Raw genomic sequence first — 14,421 nt, forward strand, 5'->3', positions numbered from 1 at the left:
CAGTACCTGGTATTCGGTGCGCCTTCGCGTTCTTTTGGCACGCAAGCTAAAGCGGCGCTCCCGAGCAACGCGATAAGCGTGAGCGGGGATCTTTATTTGATCAGAAACATGCTGGTTTTTATGTTTGCCTCTCAGTCAATTTTGATTGTTTCGTGAAATATTTCTGCATATAGCCGAGCGACGGTAGGTGTAAGGTTGTGCACTGACGGAATCAGAAAATTGGAGTGGGGTGCGAGTTGCTTTGCGTAGATAACTTCGTACACCCTGCGCACGATTCCTGGCTCTGCTTCCTCTTGGTCGAAGCCAGGCATTATTCCTACGGCTTTGTAACCCGCATGCTCCAATGCTTGTTGCATATACGGAGCGCGGGTTGTCGCCATACCATAGATCAAGCCGGCGCCCATGAACCTTCCCATTTTTTCTCCGAGGTCTTGGGCAGCTACGGCCAGTTTGGTTTGTCTATGATGTTTGGCTACCGCGCCCACTCGCCCGAAGATGACATCAGCGCCGTCAATTTTTTCCCACGTTGCTATCGCGACGATTTCATGATTCTGGCGGACCACGATAGCGAACATTCCCCGCTCTAGGTCGTTTTCGAGCACTACGTTGTCTTCATAAAATTGCTGGTTCACAAAAGGGCTCCCTAACCCCACCCTTATGGAGGGGAACCACGTCTGGAAAAAAATTATCGCTACATCGATCTCCTCGCGTTTCAGGTAATCCCATGTGTAGCCAGAGGGTAAAACAGTGAAACTGCGAATTTGATCGATCGTTGGCCATTTCATGCGGTTCTGCTCGTCTTGATTGTCTAATTGCCTTCAGGAATCGGTCGGAGAAGGGGCTTATTCAGTCGCGTCTCTATCGAGTTGTCTGCGATCTATCGGCAATTCCAGGGCGTCTAGTGGAGGTAGGCGGCGGGTTAGACGGCGGTATTTTCAGGTTTGAGGACAGCGCCCTTGCATAATCCTGGGGCATGCCTGGCCGCAAATTGTCTGTGGCGGTCGACCACTTCACCGATGACAAACTGCATCAGCTTCTGGACGAAGGCCGTATCGAGTTTGGCCTCTTGGGCGAGGGCTGTCAGGCGTTCGTATTGAAGCAGCTCTCTGTTCTTGTCTACCGCAGGCAATTGATGTCGGGCTTTAAGCAAACCGACCTCATCAGTACAGCGGAATCGTTCAGCAAGCATGTGGATGAGCGCGGCGTCGATATTGTCGATGGTTTGTCTGAATGCAGAGAGTTGACGCGTGATGTCGGAATTTTCCATGGATAACCTCGTGGCAGTTGTTCTATGGGGCTTGTCTGTACCCATCCTTGGTCCCTTCATGATTGGACGGAGAGCCTGAGCCGGCGCTTTACGCGGGATCGGGCATGCTCAACGATTTCTCCAGCCACTGCGTGACTACCTTGAAAGCCGAATCTGAATTGCGTTCATAAATCAATCCGTGGCCGTTGCCGTGAATACCGAGCGCCGGTAGATCCAGGTGGTGAATGTTGGCACCGGCATTTCGCAGGAAAGGGACGATGGTGGATGCGTAAGCAGCAAACGCTGATGTCTCACCTGTCACCAGCGCTACCGGAACGCCCTGCAACCCGGGAATTTTCAGGGTTGATGGTTCTGCTGTGCGGACTTGCTCCGCCGTCTTGCGAGGCGGATCAAAAGTCAAAGGAGCGGCGGTCAGTCCCCATTCGAGGCTACCTATACCCGGCGTGTGGCCAAATACCGGCCCCATAGGTTCCACCGCCACAATCCCTGCGATCAGGTCGGGTCGACGATCGGCGACCAACCAGCCACTGGGCCCGGAAGCGGAATGCGTAACGATGATGGCCTTACCGATTCTGTCGAGCAGTTCGGCCAGTCGATCCGCGTCCAGGTTCTGCGAAGTTCCGAGGTCGGCCGGCATAGGACCGTAGGCTGCAATGAAGGCGTCAAACGCTGCTTCGTCATCCAGCTCAAACGGCCATTGTGTTTCTCCGCCTCCCTCTGGGAAGTAAACTTCGCGGGCGCGCTCATAGGAAAACGCTGGACCCATCGGTCCCATGATGTCGGGGTGATACGGCGATCGCCCGTGGCCGGGTCTGTCGACGCGAAAGACTACGAAGCCTGCTTCGACGAACCGCTGGGCCCAGCCCGGGCGACCATCGGGTGTATCCAGCCATTCAGTGCCTTGCAGCGTGCCTCCATGCACCAGCACTACAGGATAGGGTTGAGTGATGTGCTCGGGGGACTCCCAGGCTACGTACATCGGACCTTTCTGAAAGCTTTTACCGTTCTGGGTAACGCGGGCTCCGGTCACCCAGAAGTTGCCACGCCGCGTACGTTTTATCGGTGCGCTTCGCCAGGGTTGCTGGGCATGATCGGTTGATTGGGTAACTATCTGCGTAGCGAAAACCGACCAGTCCTTGTGCCCATCTCCTCGGGCTACTGCGGATGTCATTTTCGATCGCACGGCATCGGCTGCAGGCAGTTCCAGGCGCTTGAGACGTGCCGCATCAATAGCCAGATTTATATCCTTGAGGCCAAGAGACAGTTTGAAACCCGGTTCAAAACGTCTGTGCACGATGTTCTGCCCATAGCGCTGGTAACCAGGGCCGGTGAACAGAGTCTGGGTCATGAGGTTGAGGAACATCGAGGGGCTCAGTCCATGGCGTTGAACAAGTTCTGTTGCTTCGCCCAGCGACTGGATGGCTTGAGTGATCATCATGTTGCCGGCGATTTTCGCGATACACGCCAGTTCAGGTTGATCGCCCAAATACCAGGTCTTTTTCCCGAGTAGGTCAAACAGCGGTTGGACCCTCGAGACAGCTACCTGCGATCCGGCCGCAAGGATATTCAACTCGCCATTTGCCGCCACGGCAGGCACACCGAAAACCGGCGCCGCGATCAATTCAATGCCGATTGCATCATGTATGCCCTGCAACTCCACCATGATCGAAGGCGACAAAGTCGACATCACGATATGCACGCAAGCCCTGTCTGCGTTTTCCAGGGCTGCGCTGGACAGCAGCACCTCCCTGACGGCGGCATCATCGGCAAGCATGTTGATGACGACCTCTTGCTGAAATGCCGAGGACGGTGATTCGAGAACGCTTACTCCCTCAAGATCCATCATCGCAGCGTGACTACGGTTCCATGCCGATACGTGATGGCCGGCCCGGATGAGCAACGGAATGATCGCTCTGGCCATGCTTCCCACACCGATAAAGCCAATCTTCATGTTCAATCCCCCGGTTGGTGTTTCGACGAAGGTGTATGCAGCGAAGTATGTCGGGCCTGGGATTGCTACGGCAGTGCCATTGCTGCACTCTCAATGTTCATTTTTGTACGGGGTAAAGCATGGACTGGAGTGATGTGCGGGTCTTTCTTGCGATTGCCCGCAGCGGGTCATTGGGCGCTGCCGCCAAGCTATTGGGTGTTAGCCATCCGACCGTGGGGCGGCGCTTGCAGGTGTTTGAGCAGTCCAGTGGCCAGCCCATTTTCCTGCGTACCACCCAAGGTCTGGTACTGACTGACAGCGGAGAGAAGCTGCTCAGCCTGGCGCAGGAAATGGAGCAAAGTGCGTTGGGCATCGAAAGGCGCCTGGCGGGGGACAGCGCGCAGCCGGAAGGCGTGTTGCGTATTTCCTGCGCTGACTGGTTCGCCTGTTATGTGCTGGCTCCGGTGCTGGCCGAACTGGGGCGACGTTATCCGTTGATCGTGCCTGAGGTGATTGCCGGACATCGATTGTTCGACCTGGCTCGTCGCGACGCCGATATCGCGTTTCGAATTGTCCCTTTCACCGAACCCGATATCGTGCACCGCAAGCTGATCGCCCTGAGCTATGGGTTATACACGGCCGTCGGATCTGCTGATCCGGAGCCACAGGGCGAAGGGGGTGGTTTGATTACCATGAGTGTTGCCCAGTCTCATTATCCCGATGTGCAGTGGCTGCAGCAGCGTTACCCTCTGGCGCGTACCGTGTTTACCAGTAGCAGCCGCACAGTCCAGGCGCAAATGTGTGCGCAGGGGCAGGGCGTCGCGGTATTGCCCCGCGCTTTGGGCGACCAGTTGACGGCGCTGCGTCTGATCGATTCAGATGAACCGCCACCAGGCCGCGACATTTGGATGGGCTACCACCAGGACATGCGCCAGATGGACAGTCTGCGCGCGCTTGCCGACCTGGCCTCCGTCATGATCGGCACTCAGGCAGGCGGTTGATTCACTCTGCCGGCTGCATGGCCGCCGTTTGCAGCTCTGCAGCAGATTGGCGCGCCAGACTCAGGCTCAGTCCTGCGCCTACGGCCAGACAGGCAGCGATGCACAGTATGGCGACGGTGAAGGCGTGGGTGATGGCCGCCGCGTCCGTGTCCTTGCCCAGAAGCGTGTAAAAAATTCCACCGATGATCGCCACGCTCAGTGCCGTGCTGATTTGCAGGGTGGAACTGGTGATGCCCGCAATCATGCCGGAATACGCCGGTGCCACGCGTCCAGTGATCATGCGCATCAATGTCGGAAGGGCCAGTCCTTGTCCGAAGCCGATCAGAAAGAGAATCACGGCAAGGGACAGCGCAGAGGGCGTGACGGCCGTCGGTGTGTGCGCCACGAGCCAGGCCAATAGCACGAACCCCAGCACTTCGAGTGCCATTCCGAAGGGATTCACATAAGACCCCAGCAAACGCCGGAATAGATGGGTGGCGAGCGGCCCCAGCAAGAAACCAGCGCCGAATGGCAGAAAGACCAGACCTGCACTGAGCGGGCTCGTATGCAGCGCTCCCTGTAAATAGATGGAAAACAGCAGGAAGAACACGCCGATCGCGTAAAAAGTCAGCGCCACCAGCAATGCCCGGCCCAGCCCGGGCGCACGCAGTGCAGCAGGGTTCAGCAACGGCGCGCCTTGCGCTTGATACAAGCGGGCTTCGTAGCGCCAGAACAGCCAGGCCAGCAGTGGCACCGCCGCCAGCGACAGCCAGGCCCACCACGGCCAGCCCGCTTCACGTCCCTCGATCAGTGGAACGATCAGCGCCGCAAGCGTCACCATCGACAACAGCGTTCCACCCAGATCCAGCTTGCTGGTCTGGGGTGCGCGGGTTTCCTTGACCACGGGGATGGCGATCAGAATGACCAGCAACGCAATCGGTAGATTTACCAGAAATATCGACCGCCAGCCCAGGTTCATCAGGTTGAGCGAGATCAGAACCCCGCCAAGTGCCTGGCCGACTACCGACGCCAAACCAAACACCGCACCGTACAGGCTCAACGCCAAGGGTTTTTCCGACTCAGGGAATATCGCCTGCACTGAAGCGAGTGCCTGCGGCGCCATGACAGCGGCCGTCACGCCTTGCAGCGAGCGTCCGGCGATCAACACCCAGGGTGACTCGGCGACACCGCAGATCAGTGAGGCGACGGCAAAGCCAATCAGGCCAACGAAGAACATTCTCATGCGGCCAAAGATGTCGCCAAGCCTTCCGCCGGTGATCAGTGTCACGGCATACAGCGCCGCGTAAGAAGAGATGATCAACTGTTCGGCAGAGGAGGCCGTGCCCAGCGATTGCTGAATCGAAGGCAGCGCTACGTTCACGATGAAGAAATCCAGCGGCGGCAAGAATGCACCGACCAACAGGATGGCGAACATCAGCCAGCGCCGCTGTTCCGGAAGGGCTACTATTTTCTCAGGCATAAGGTCTCCTTTCTGAAACCCTTCGGCTCCAGAATATTTTCGATTGCGAGTCATGCTTTGAATAAGCTGACTTCAATCTAAACGATCAAACCCTGGCTGACGCCTCACATAAATGAACGGCCAATGTTCATTTATGGCAGTGCCGCTGCGCCCCTGCCTCCTCGCAAAATGGCCGCACTGTGGTTGCAGTCGAGCCACACAACCGAAATCGAGGAGTCAGTTATGTCAGGTAAATTCGCTGATCAGGTCGCAGTCGTCACCGGCGCGTCCACCGGGATCGGATTTGCGATTGCACAGGGTTTGATTGCCGAGGGCGCCAGGCGCGTTTACATCACCGGGCGTTCTGCAGCCACGCTGGAGGCTGCGGTGGCCAAGCTTGGCGACAGGGCGGTCGCGGTCATTTCCGATGTCGCGCGCCAGGTTGATCTGGACGAGCTCAAGGCGACGATTGAGGCGCACGACGATCAACTGGACTCAGTGTTTGCCAATGCGGGTATTTGTGAAAAGAACCCGCTGGGCGAGACCACCGAGGCCGCCTATTTCAACATGTTCGACATCAACGTAAAGGGAGTCTTTTTTACTGTACAGACGTTGATGCCATTGTTGAAGAATGGCGCTTCGATCGTACTGACGGCCTCTATCTGTTCCAGCAATGGCATGGAAGGACTGAGCCTCTACAACGCCTCCAAAGCCGCGGTACGTTCCTTTGCCAGGACGTGGGCCAACGAACTCAAAGTTCGCAAGATCAGAGCGAATGTCCTGAGCCCTGGCTTCACCCGCACACCGCTGATGGATAACGGCTTGAAGATGAGCGAAAGCGACGTCGCCGCGCTGCGTCAGCACGTCGAGCAGATCACGCCATTGGGGTACATGGCCGAGCCTGAGGAAATCGCCTCGTCGGCGCTGTTTCTTGCGTCTGCCGATGCGAAATATGTCAACGGTGTGGAGTTGATGGTCGACGGCGGCCTGTCGCAGATCTGACCACGTGCTCAACCGTAGCGCAGCCCTCGCGCAGGGCTGCCTTCCTCGCTTATGCGCAGCCCCTGCAGGAAACCTCATCATGAACAATGAACAACTGACAGCCCGACTGGACGCCCTGGAAAGTCGCGCCGCCATCGAGTCGCTGATCAGCGCCTACGCCAATGCTTTCGACCGCATCGACGCCTCGCTTCTTAGCTCAATCTGGCACGAAGAGTCGACACTGGATCTACCGGGTTTTGGCCAGGCTGGAAACCGTGACGAAATCCTGGCGATGGCGCAAAACAGCTGGCGCCAGATGCCCCATATGCACCACTGGATGGCCAACCCGCTGATTGAAATCGAGGGTGACAGCGCAGTGGGCACGGTAGCTGCGGATTGCCTGTTTCATGACATTGAAAAAGGCCCGGTGCAAGTCAGCGGTCTTTACCACGACAGGTTTGAACGGCGGGACGGAAAGTGGGCGTTCCTGTCACGTCGTTTTGAACTGCACTTCCTGACGCCGTTAAAAGATTGGGTACCCGCAGCGGGCGAAGAACAGTTTGCAGCGGTCGGGCAGCTCAAGGGAACGACAGCGAAAAACGAATAGTCCCGGCCCTTGGCTGTTCGACACCCACGTGGCCGCCATGCAGTTGCATGATGGCCACGACAATGGCGAGGCCAAGCCCGTAGGAGTCGGAATTCTGGTGCCGAGACGCATCGCCACGGTAAAAGCGGTCGAAGAGTTTGCCCAGGGTTTCGTCGCCCAGCACCGGCCCTTGGTTCTCCACTTCAATCCGGGCACCTCCGTGGGTTTCCAATACCCGTATCAGAATCTCGGTGCCCTCGTAAGCGTAGCGAACAGCGTTCGCCACCAGGTTGCTCAACGCTCTGCGCAGCAGCAAGGGGTCAGCGAGCACGATACCATCGCCCGTTATTTGGAAGCTCATTCGCCGCTCTTCAGCCAAGCCCTCAAAATACTCAGCGATGCGCTGTGATTCGTCATGCAGCGACAGTTGCTGGCGCTCCACTACGGCTTGCGCTTCATCGGCGCGCGCCAGAAACAGAATGCTTTCGACGATGCGCGAGATCCGTTCGAGTTCTTCAAGGTTCGAAGCGATCAGCGCTTGATATTCGTCCTCGCTACGGCGTTGGCGTAGGGCAACCTGACAATGTCCCATCAACGACCCGACCGGCGTGCGGATTTCATGGGCAAGGTCGGCGGAAAATTGCGTCAGTCGCTGATAACCCTGGGCAAGACGATCAAGCATCGCGTTATAGGCGTCACTCAGCTGTTGCAATTCAACCGGCGTATCGGCGCTGTCCATGCGGCTGTGCAGACGCTCAGGCGTTATGGCTGCGGCATGGGCGGCCATTTTGCGCAGCGGACGCAGCCCGCGACGCAATAACAGATAACCCAGCAACGCGGTTGCCAGAAAGGCAAGGGCCACGGCCAGGTAGATGCGCTCGCGATACGCTGCAAGCATCGCCATTTCCTTGCCCATAAGGTGGGCGGCCGTCAATCGGACTACACGGCCACCCGACGTCGTGACTACGGAGGCGGCGCGCAGCCTTGTTCCCGAGTCGGTCACGCCGCTGCGCAGATCACTGACGCTCAGCTTTGTGTCCTGGCCGATCACCGGCAGTTCAGGCAACGTGACGTTGAGTGGATTGACCTGGATGACCGGTGGCTGCCCCGGCTCTTCAATGATGAAGATGTCGTCTTCGCTGTCGAGCATGTTCTTGAAAATCTGCGGGCTGTCGCGCAGCTTTTCGATGGCGAGTTCGTAATGCAGGAGCTTGCGAAAATGCTCCAGACGGCCCATCACCGCGTGATCGCTGTAGATCAATACCGAGGCTTTCATCGTCTGATACAGATAGAAGCCCGCGCCGGCCACGGCCAGCATCGCGACCATGGCAAACGCCACGGTCGATCGCAGCGTCAGCGAGGGTTGGCGTCGGGACCGCATGGCCTCACCTCGCAGACATAGCCGATACCGCGAATGGTATGGATCAGCTTGATCGGGTAGGGCTGGTCGACCTTGTTGCGCAGGCGCTTGACAGCGACGTCCACCACGTTGGTATCGCTGTCGAAATTCATGTCCCAGACTTCCGAAGCGATTTGTGTCCTAGACAACACATCGCCGGCTCGACGGAGAAACAGATGGAGCAGGGCGAACTCCTTGTTGGTCAGCACGATCACCTGTTGTTGGCGGGTCACGCGGCGCCGGACCAGATCCAGTTCGAGATCGGCAAGGTGGAAATGGTCGGCTTCGCGCACGACACCGCGGCGCAGAATAGTGCGGATGCGCAACAGCAGTTCGGTAAACGAAAAAGGTTTGATCAGGTAATCATCGGCGCCCAGTTCCAGACCGCGAATGCGGTCTTGCAACTGGTCGCGCGCGGTAAGGAACAGCACGGGTACGTCTTGTCTGGCGCGCAACAGCTCGATGATCTGAAACCCGTCAATCCCGGGCAACATCACGTCCAGCACGATCAGGTCATAGGTCGTATGCAAGGCCATGTGCAGGCCGTCAGCGCCATGCTGGGTCCAGTCGACGTTGTAACCGGACTCACCGAGCCCCTTTTTCAGGTACTCACCTGTTTTGGTGTCATCTTCGATCAGCAGGATATGCATCGTCAGGCGCGCTCGGGTTTCTTCATGACGGGGTTAAGTCCGCGACATCGGTATCTCGGCTGTGCAGTGTAACGGGATGAGCGGGCGCAGTCGGTTACATTTCTGTCATACATGGTCAGGGTTGGCGAATGACAAAAATGTCATTCGACGGTCATCGTGACGTCCCGGTCTGCGGTCGAGGATGGCGACACATCAACCCATGAGGAATCGTCGCCATGCAACTCAAAAACGCCCTGTCTACCACGTTCGGTTTGGTGATGCTCAGCGCTGCCGTCATTGCCACCGCCGCCGACATGCCGGTCATCAAACCACTGCGCGGTACGGTGGAAAGCGTCAGCAACAACACGCTGACCTTCACTGTCCGCTCTGGCGCCCAGCAGACGATCGGACTGACTGACAAGACCGGTATCAGCCGGGTATCGAAGGCCAATATCGACTCGATCAAATCCGACAGCTTCATCGGCTCGGCGGCCATCCCGCAGGCCAACGGAACCTTGAAGGCGCTTGAGGTCACGGTATTCGACGCCAGGCTCAAGGGCAGCGGCGAAGGTCATTACGGTTGGCAGAACGCAGACGGCAGCACTGGCACCATGACCAACGGCACCGTTGGCAAACTGTCTAAAACCGACGGCCGCACGTTGACCGTCAACTACCAGGGCGGCGAGAAGCAGATCGTCGTACCGGATGATGTGCCCATCGCCTATGTCGAGCCCGGCAAGGCCGATGAACTGGTCAAAGGCACCAAAATTGTCGTGTTCCCCGCTGCAGATGGCACCGCACGCGGCATTGCAGTCGGCAAGGATGGCTTCCAGCCACCGATGTAATCATCTGAGAAAGCTTGAGCGTTGCCGTCTGGCAACGCTCCGCTACACGGAAGGCTTGCAAGGGGAAACACGTGAGACAGAAAAAGCTGCATCCCTGGCCGGTTCGCCTCACCCACTGGCTCAACGCTGCCTGCATGGTCTGCATGTTCATGAGCGGCTGGGCCATTTACAACGCCTCGCCACTGTTCGGCTTCAGATTTGCGGCGGCGCTGACCGTGGGCGGTTGGCTGGGCGGGGCACTTGCCTGGCATTTTGCGTTCATGTGGCTGCTGCTGATCAACGGTGCGATCTATGTGCTGTACGGGTTCGTCAGTCGCCATTTCAAACGTGAGCTGCTGCCCATCGGCATTGCCGCATTGAAGCATGATCTGACCGATGCCTTGCGCTTTCGGCTGGTGCATGAAAAGGGTGTCTATAACGCAGTACAGCGCCTGATGTACTGGATCGTTCTGGCGGCAGGTGTACTGATCGTGATCTCGGGTGTAGCGATCTGGAAACCGGTTCAACTTCAAGAGCTGGTCGCGTTACTGGGCGGCTATGACGTTGCTCGTTACGTACATTTTGCGGCCATGGCGATGATTGCAGCGTTTGTGGTGATTCACCTGGTCTTGGTGATTCTGGTACCAAAAACCCTGGTGCCAATGATCACGGGTGGAGTGCGGACGCCTGATAACGAGAAAAATGGGTCATGACTGAATTTACAAAAACAACGCGTCAGCGCATCAGGCTTGAACCTGCGCAACAGCTAGAACTGGAGAACATTCAGCGCCGGCATTTCCTTCGTGCCGGCTTGACCGTGGGCGCGATGTCGATGTTGACCGGTTGCAACCTGCAGGACGGCGATCAGGTCGACAAGGTTCTTTGGGCCATGTCGCGTTGGAACGATCGGGTCCAGGCCTGGCTGTTCAGCGGACATAAACTGGCGCCGACCTTCACCAGCGCGCAGATCACCACGCCATTTCCGTTCAACGCATTCTATGGTCAGGACGATATCCCTGAAGTGGACTTGGCAAGTTACTCGCTGGCTGTCTCCGGCCGGGTCACGGACAAGGCACCCTGGACACTCGAAAGCTTACGCAAGCTGCCGCAACGTAGCGATATAACCCGTTTGATCTGTGTTGAAGGCTGGAGCGCCATCGGGCAATGGGGAGGCGTACCGCTCAAAACCTTCCTGGAACACATCGGGGCCGACACTACGGCGAAATTTGTCGGTTTCAAATGTGCTGATCGTTATTACTCCAGTCTGGACATGCCAACAGCCTTGCACCCACAAACACTGCTGGCACTGGATTACGCTGACGTTGCATTGCCGCCCGAGTACGGCTATCCCCTCAGGGTTCGAGTACCCACCAAGCTGGGCTTCAAAAACCCCAAGCATGTTGTCGAGATTTTCGTAAGCAACGACAACCCGGGCGGGTATTGGGAAGACCAGGGATACAACTGGTTCAGCGGGATCTGATGAGGCAAAAACCAAAACAATAGACATTCGATTTGCCAACTGCTTCCGACGCGTACGACCGAATCAGTTTTCTATTGGATGCGCGTTCGCTCCCCATCTCATTCGCGCGACTAGTCACTCTTGACCCCAATGGTCAGGCAGGTCGAGGTGGCGCAGTTGCGTTCTGGTAGTGCATAGCAATGCCAGGAGCATCGGAGTTAGTGATGACATCAGTCTGGTATGAGGTGCTTTATGACCGGTATTTCTGCCGTACCGCCAGGTCCAACCGTGTTGCCGACATCAGAAAACAAAATGCGAGCTCCTACCAATGGAGCGGATTTCCGCTCCCACTTGCAGGCTCAGTCCAGGTCACATGTGCAGCAGCCGGATACAACGAGCGCACACGTGCTATCGGACTCGACCACGACCTTGTCACGCCGACCGGAGATGGACGCAATGCTTCAAATGTTGGCATGGCGCAAGCGTACGGTGAGCGCTCCGAGCAGACCAGGTCGATCAGTGCCAGGTACGCGAGCCAGTGGCCTAGATATTGCGGACTTCAACTTCCCCGTTCGAGGCGTTTTGGCTAGCAGTGTGATCACCCAACAGAGCTGCCTGAATGAAGCGGGTAGGCCGCTCTACTTGAAGTCTTTTGATGACCGGACCGAGTGTGGCGAAGAAAGCGAACTCTCCTCTGACATTATCTTCGGAGGCGGGCTGAATGCCTTCGCGATCGCAGTGGCTCTGTCCGCAACAACCTTCACCTGGATACCGATTGAGATTGTTCGAGCGCCACTACGATCGCCCAATATTCGGATTTTGCGCCGTCGCAAGTCTTCTTCAGCCGAGAGCCATCTTTTCGACCAGTCAGATTCAGAGAAAGGGGAACGGACGGCTCTCGATAGTTCTTTCGTCGCGGGCTAGGATTTCCAGGGGCAATGCAGCTACGGCGATTTCGATAGGTCTCTGATTATCCTACCCCATCGGAGGAAGCAGGCGGCTGGTCGACTGTTCAGATTCCGCGTAAGTGTGCGCCTGATACCTGCCGGATTTGATTGATCAATGACGCGTGACCCGAGTGGACGCCGCTCTGGCGCCTGGGTCAGCTTTCGTATCCGTTTATATTTTGGGCTCCACAACCATGACTGATCGTCAGATTATTGTTCCAGATGGCATGAGATTGCTCTTCGAGCAGGCTGGTTATGCACCCGCTGTAAAGGTAGGAAAAACGCTTTATTGCGCTGGTCAGGTAGGCCGGACGCCGGAATTATCAGTTATCGAAGACCCTGAGCAGCAGTTTTTGGCGGCATGGGAGAATCTTCGGCTCGTCTTGGAAGCCGGTGGCTGCGAATTTAAAGATATTGTCGAAATGACAACTTTTCACGTCGATATGCACAGCCACATGCCCATTTTCAGACGCGTGAAAGATGAAGTGTTTCCTAGGGGCACTTGTGCATGGACATGCATAGGTGTCGGTGAACTGGCTCGCCCCGGCCTTCTCGTGGAGATCAAATGCGTCGCTGTAGAGCGATAATTTATCTGCTAGGCACCAGCCTGCCCGACGAAGCCTAGAGACTGTCAGGATCGCCGAAAAACATTTTGACTAGGCTCTAGGACGGTATTTTCAGGCGGAAAAAATTCAAATGTGCCCCCAGTTTTGCCCCCAGTGCATCAGGTTCGCGAGTGGCGATCTCCGGCAGAGCCAGATGGATTCAGATGGCTTTCAGTTCATAAGTGAGGAGAGGGGGGCTCACATTGCCTACCTCTCAGTCGGGAATTACCAGCGACGTCGGATAGAGCTGTCTACGGTGCTGCGAATCTTTCAGTCCGACGCTGATTGATCTGCGAACATCTGGATACTTATACAGCCATTGCGCAACCTCCGACGATTTGCACCAAAAATTGTCTCCGTTGTTGTTTACCGCTCCCGTCAATCACGCTAACTTGCGGTAACACTGGCAGAGTGCCGCTATCGGTCATCCCTGACCAGATCTTACTCGCGCGCACAGCTGCTCAGCTGGTGCCTACCCTTAATCAGGGCGGGATCATTGATCGCGCGCAGCAACCGCAAGAGGATTCTGCGGTTTAATGTTTGTAGGAAGTGTTATGGATGGCGTGAGCTTCAAGCAGGTAGATCAGTATGCCCTGTGTTGTGTCGAGAATTTTTCTGATGAGCTTAAGCTCGCGCTGAGGGAAAACCTCACCCGTATCTGCCATGGTGCTGATCAGGCCAGCAAGGACAGGGCGATCTACAAATACCCTGCGACGATTAAGCACTTCTGGAACGAGCGCTATTCCAAGAAAACTTGGGAAACCCGGATTGGTATGCTGGGTGAGCTCCTGTCTCACGTCATCATTCTGAAGCTCTTCCCCAACTTCGATGTGGTCTCCCCGTTCTTCAATATGGAAGAGAAGAGTATCCGGAAGGGCTTCGATCTCCTCCTATACGAGACCTCAACCAACAACGTCTGGATCACCGAGGTCAAGTCGGGCGGCAGAGGGGCGGACAAGACTTCTTGCTCGGCCACAAGTGCTCAATTGCGTTTGGCTCGGGATGACCTTAAGAGGCGTTTGGCTGAGCCGGAGCTCAATCACTGGCTCAATGCGATAAATGCCGCGAAAAATGCGATCCACAACAAAGCTAATTACCGGGACTCGGTTATTGAGATCTTGGAGATGGAAGGTGATTTGGCTGAAGAAGACGGGGCGATTGCTTCGGACAACAATGTGTTTCTGGTCTCTGCCCTGTTCAGCGAAGTGTCCCAGGCTATCGCCGAAAATACCGTGTCAAATTTCACCACCAAGCTGGTAGCTGAAGCTGTGTTCAAAACGGTGTGGGTGCTGTCCCTCCACAAAGGCACCATGGAAAAGCTGGAAGAGTTTTTGAGGCAGGAGGCGGAGCAGTAG

Annotated in this window: 14 protein-coding genes; 8 read left to right on the forward strand and 6 right to left on the reverse strand. The window is 56.6% G+C overall.

The features are described 5' to 3' along the window. Positions 1 to 131: 131 nt before the first annotated feature. From QOM10_RS13770 to QOM10_RS13780, 3 genes are all read right to left on the reverse strand, one after another. Entirely contained in the window at positions 132 to 785 is a 654-nt protein-coding gene (locus QOM10_RS13770; protein WP_030138700.1) for a hypothetical protein, read from the reverse strand. 134 nt (positions 786 to 919) lie between these two features. Beyond that, positions 920 to 1,267, reverse strand: coding sequence for a chorismate mutase (locus tag QOM10_RS13775; RefSeq protein WP_051065908.1), 348 nt, complete (start codon positions 1,265 to 1,267; stop codon positions 920 to 922). A gap of 88 nt (positions 1,268 to 1,355) precedes the next feature. Next, the gene (locus QOM10_RS13780) at positions 1,356 to 3,218 is read right to left on the reverse strand and encodes an NAD(P)-binding domain-containing protein (RefSeq protein WP_236010356.1); all 1,863 of its coding nucleotides are present in this window, start codon (positions 3,216 to 3,218) and stop codon (positions 1,356 to 1,358) included. A gap of 119 nt (positions 3,219 to 3,337) precedes the next feature. On the opposite strand from QOM10_RS13780, the gene QOM10_RS13785 reads away from it, so the two are divergent. Next, entirely contained in the window at positions 3,338 to 4,198 is an 861-nt protein-coding gene (locus QOM10_RS13785; RefSeq protein ID WP_223025857.1) for a LysR family transcriptional regulator, read from the forward strand. Between the two features lies 1 nt (position 4,199). Here the strand turns inward: QOM10_RS13785 and QOM10_RS13790 are convergent, their stop codons facing one another. Beyond that, on the reverse strand, positions 4,200 to 5,711 hold the full coding sequence (locus QOM10_RS13790) for an MFS transporter (protein ID WP_316918281.1): 1,512 nt from the start codon (positions 5,709 to 5,711) through the stop codon (positions 4,200 to 4,202). Between the two features lie 168 nt (positions 5,712 to 5,879). Here QOM10_RS13790 and QOM10_RS13795 point away from each other — a divergent pair, with 168 nt between their 5' ends. After that, the gene (locus QOM10_RS13795) at positions 5,880 to 6,638 is read left to right on the forward strand and encodes an SDR family oxidoreductase (protein WP_116255015.1); all 759 of its coding nucleotides are present in this window, start codon (positions 5,880 to 5,882) and stop codon (positions 6,636 to 6,638) included. A 79-nt stretch (positions 6,639 to 6,717) separates the two neighbouring features. Beyond that, positions 6,718 to 7,224, forward strand: a complete 507-nt coding sequence (locus QOM10_RS13800; RefSeq protein WP_223025855.1) for a nuclear transport factor 2 family protein — start codon at positions 6,718 to 6,720, stop codon at positions 7,222 to 7,224. Here QOM10_RS13800 and QOM10_RS13805 read toward each other — a convergent pair. Then, entirely contained in the window at positions 7,196 to 8,584 is a 1,389-nt protein-coding gene (locus QOM10_RS13805) for a heavy metal sensor histidine kinase (RefSeq protein ID WP_116254813.1), read from the reverse strand. The two genes, QOM10_RS13800 and QOM10_RS13805, sit on opposite strands and share 29 nt — an antisense overlap. After that, positions 8,557 to 9,252, reverse strand: coding sequence for a heavy metal response regulator transcription factor (locus QOM10_RS13810; RefSeq protein ID WP_039760267.1), 696 nt, complete (start codon positions 9,250 to 9,252; stop codon positions 8,557 to 8,559). Before QOM10_RS13810 ends, QOM10_RS13805 begins: the two co-directional genes overlap by 28 nt. Before the next feature lie 215 nt (positions 9,253 to 9,467). Between QOM10_RS13810 and QOM10_RS13815 the strand changes: the two genes are divergently transcribed. The 5 genes from QOM10_RS13815 to QOM10_RS13835 all read left to right on the forward strand — a co-directional run bounded on the left by QOM10_RS13815 (position 9,468) and on the right by QOM10_RS13835 (position 14,421). Further along, complete coding sequence (locus tag QOM10_RS13815) at positions 9,468 to 10,076, forward strand: hypothetical protein (protein ID WP_042609816.1); 609 nt, start codon at positions 9,468 to 9,470, stop codon at positions 10,074 to 10,076. Between the two features lie 71 nt (positions 10,077 to 10,147). Continuing rightward, positions 10,148 to 10,768: a cytochrome b/b6 domain-containing protein gene (locus QOM10_RS13820; protein WP_116254812.1), complete on the forward strand. Its 621-nt coding sequence runs from the start codon at positions 10,148 to 10,150 to the stop codon at positions 10,766 to 10,768. After that, a complete protein-coding gene (locus QOM10_RS13825) occupies positions 10,765 to 11,535 on the forward strand; it encodes a molybdopterin-dependent oxidoreductase (RefSeq protein WP_223025854.1) in 771 nt (256 codons plus the stop codon). Before QOM10_RS13820 ends, QOM10_RS13825 begins: the two co-directional genes overlap by 4 nt. A gap of 1,120 nt (positions 11,536 to 12,655) precedes the next feature. After that, on the forward strand, positions 12,656 to 13,048 hold the full coding sequence (locus tag QOM10_RS13830; RefSeq protein WP_316918282.1) for a RidA family protein: 393 nt from the start codon (positions 12,656 to 12,658) through the stop codon (positions 13,046 to 13,048). Positions 13,049 to 13,620: 572 nt separating this feature from the next. Further along, entirely contained in the window at positions 13,621 to 14,421 is an 801-nt protein-coding gene (locus QOM10_RS13835; protein ID WP_179596212.1) for a hypothetical protein, read from the forward strand.

The organism is Pseudomonas sp. P108 (assembly GCF_032613195.1).
Taxonomy (GTDB): Bacteria; Pseudomonadota; Gammaproteobacteria; order Pseudomonadales; family Pseudomonadaceae; genus Aquipseudomonas.